Origin of the sequence: Pseudomonas sp. NBRC 111124, from assembly GCF_001320245.1 — a bacterium.
Taxonomy (GTDB): domain Bacteria; phylum Pseudomonadota; class Gammaproteobacteria; order Pseudomonadales; family Pseudomonadaceae; genus Aquipseudomonas.
In genome coordinates this window covers 1-2,683 of the sequence record NZ_BCBA01000049.1, presented here as the reverse complement: position 1 = coordinate 2,683, position 2,683 = coordinate 1, and the positions used below count along the sequence as shown (strand labels likewise).

Below are 2,683 nucleotides of genomic sequence, written 5' to 3'. Positions count from 1 at the left end.
CCCGTTGAATCCAAGCAAAGCGTGCAGTTTTTCCGGGGCCAAGTATCCGTAGGGTGAATATGCCACTGATCCAGATGCAAGCCCTAGGACTGAATTAGCAAGGTCAACTCGAAGCATCCCTGCTGTTTGCGATTGATCAAGTTGGGCCAGCGCTACGTCATTTGCCCATAACACGTGACGATTGCCGTTGGCGGCTACTTCTGTTGCCAAGTGATCATTTTTATAAAAATGCAGGCTCTGCTGCGGTGCCAGCGCCTGTTTGCTTTTGCTGGTGGAGGAGGTACTCATGATGGTGACCTGAGTGTCGGTTGCTGTATTGGCACTTTGCGCGGTCTGTAAACCCATCACAACTAGCAGTTTTAACAGGTCACAAGCATTGAAGCGGACTGCAAAAGTGGTCGACAGTCGGGCCGGAACAAACCTGCCAAACCCCAGTCAAATCTGGCGTTTCCCAGGCCATCCCGGCCAACGAGGTCCCTCCCGATGAAAGCATTCACCCTGGCAACCCTGATGACCCTGGCCGCAAGCCCGGTGTTCGCCTTCACCCTCAGCGACGCCGCCAACGCCGTATCCGCCATGCAGAACCAGAAGCAACAAGGCCAGGTACAGGCACCCGAAGGGCAGGCCAACCTGCTCAACACACTCGGCAGCCAGCTGAACATCACCCCCGAACAGGCCGTGGGCGGGGCAGGGGCCATGTTGGGGCTGGCGCGCAACAACCTGAGCAGCGACGACTATGGCCAGCTGACCAAGGCCGTGCCGGGACTGGATCTGCTCTCGGGTGCCAATGCCCTCGGCGGGCTGAGTGGATTGGGTGAGTTGCTGGGCAGCGACAAGGGCAACCAGTCGGCTCTGGACAAGGCCCTGGGCAATGATGTGCAGAACCGTGGCGACCTGGACAGTGCGTTCAAGGCACTGGGCATGGATACCGGGATGATCGGGCAGTTTGCGCCGTTGATTCTGCAGTATCTGGGGCAGCAGGGGATTGCCGGGTCGTTGCTGCAGAATCTGGGAAGCTTGTGGACTACTCCGGCGCCGGTGGCACAGCCGTCAGTCTGACGGTCGGGCGTGGAATTTGTGGGAGCGGGCGTGCCCGCGAAGCAGGCTGCGCGATGGATGGCACGGGCTTCGCCCGTGTTCGCGGGCAAGCCCGCTCCCACAGGGATAGCGCCGGCCTTCAAAGTAGAGCTTGCAGTGTTGCTCAGGCAGCTTCGGTGAAGTCCACCAGGCGCACCGGGCGGCGGAAGCCAGCAGTGAGTACCGCCAGGTATGCCAGGCCAAACGCAAACCAGCACAGGCCAATCACCAATGTCAGTGCCGACAGGCTGGTCCACAGCCAAAGTGTCAGCGCCAACCCCACCAGCGGCACCAGGCCGTAGCACAGCATCCCTTTGAGGTTGCGCCGGGCGCCGTCATCCATCAGGTGGGTCTTCACCACCGCCAGGTTCACCGCCGAGAACGCCACCAGCGCACCGAAGCTGATCAGCGAGGCGAGGGTAGCCAGGTCGATCACCAACGCCAGCAGCGAAAACGCCGACACCAGCGCAATGGCGACCACCGGCGTGCCGAAGCGTGGCGACAGATAGCCGAAGCTGCGCCGTGGCAGCACGTTGTCCCGCCCCATGGTGAACAGGATGCGCGACACCGCGGCCTGCGAGGCCAGCGCCGAACCCAGGCTGCCGGCTACATACGCGGCAGTGAAGAAGTTGGCCAGGAACTGCCCGCCCGCCTTGAACATTACCTCGTTGGCCGCGGCATCGGCATTGGCGAAGCTGGTGCCCGGCATCACCAATTGGCTGACGTAGGCCAGCACGGTGAACAGCACGCCAGCGAACAACGTGGTGAGGATGATCGCCCTTGGCACGTCGCGGCGGGCATCGCGGCATTCTTCGGCCAGGGTCGAGACGGCGTCGAAGCCAAGGAACGACAGGCACAGCACCGCAGCGCCGGCCATGATTGCGCCGAAACCTGGCTTGGAGCCATCGCCCAGCAGTGGCGACAGCAGGTCCAGCGGCTGGCCAGCCAGCGACTGGCACGACAGCGCGACGAACACCACGATGAAGACGATCTGCGCACCGACGATCAGGTTGCTGGTCTTGGCCACCGAATGGATGCCGACCACGTTCAGCACCGTCACCAGCACGATCGAGGCCAGCGCGATGGACCATGCCGGAATGGCCGGGAAGGCGATGTTGAGGAACAGGCCGATCAGCAGGTAGTTGATCATCGGCAGGAACAGGTAGTCGAGCAGCAGCGACCAGCCGGCGAGGAAGCCAACGTTGGGGCCGAAGGCCATGTTGGTGTAGGAATACGCCGAGCCCGCGACCGGGAAGCGTTTGACCATGAAGCTGTAGGACGCGGCGGTGAACAGCATGGCCACCAGCGTGACCATGTAGGCGCCAGCGGTGCGGCCGCCGGTGAGTTCGGTGACGATACCGTAGGTGGTGAAGATGGTCAGTGGGACCATGTACACCAGGCCGAAGAACACCAGGGCGGGGAGGCCCAGGACACGGCGCAGTTGAGCGGAATTGGAGCTGAGTGGGTTGGCCATCGATCGATCCAGGCATTTTTGTAGTTGTGCTTTGGTCGATTTTTATCCACTTGGGTGGCTGATGACAAAAAAGTATTACTTATTCTAATTATTAGCCTGGGTTTTAATCGGGGTTATGCGCAATCCTGTGCC

The 2,683-nt window shown here is 61.2% G+C and carries 2 protein-coding genes and 1 pseudogene; 1 reads left to right on the top strand and 2 read right to left on the bottom strand.

Features of this window, described 5'->3' with window-relative positions:
• A pseudogene (locus tag APH28_RS28710) lies at positions 1-288 on the bottom strand (hypothetical protein); the annotation flags it as partial.
• Positions 289-483: 195 nt separating this feature from the next.
• On the opposite strand from APH28_RS28710, the gene APH28_RS19695 reads away from it, so the two are divergent.
• Positions 484-1,059 (top strand): DUF2780 domain-containing protein, encoded by a 576-nt coding sequence (locus APH28_RS19695; RefSeq protein ID WP_060512205.1) that lies wholly within the window; start codon positions 484-486, stop codon positions 1,057-1,059.
• A gap of 142 nt (positions 1,060-1,201) precedes the next feature.
• On the opposite strand, the gene APH28_RS19690 is transcribed toward APH28_RS19695, so the two are convergent.
• The gene (locus tag APH28_RS19690; protein ID WP_060512204.1) at positions 1,202-2,551 is read right to left on the bottom strand and encodes an APC family permease; all 1,350 of its coding nucleotides are present in this window, start codon (positions 2,549-2,551) and stop codon (positions 1,202-1,204) included.
• Between the last annotated feature and the right edge of the window lie 132 nt (positions 2,552-2,683).

Bases quoted from the DNA above. Each gene is read 5' to 3' on its own strand.
- APH28_RS19695 (WP_060512205.1), top strand. From the start codon at position 484: ATGAAAGCATTCACCCTGGCAACCCTGATGACCCTGGCCGCAAGCCCG.
- APH28_RS19690 (WP_060512204.1), bottom strand. From the start codon at position 2,551: ATGGCCAACCCACTCAGCTCCAATTCCGCTCAACTGCGCCGTGTCCTG.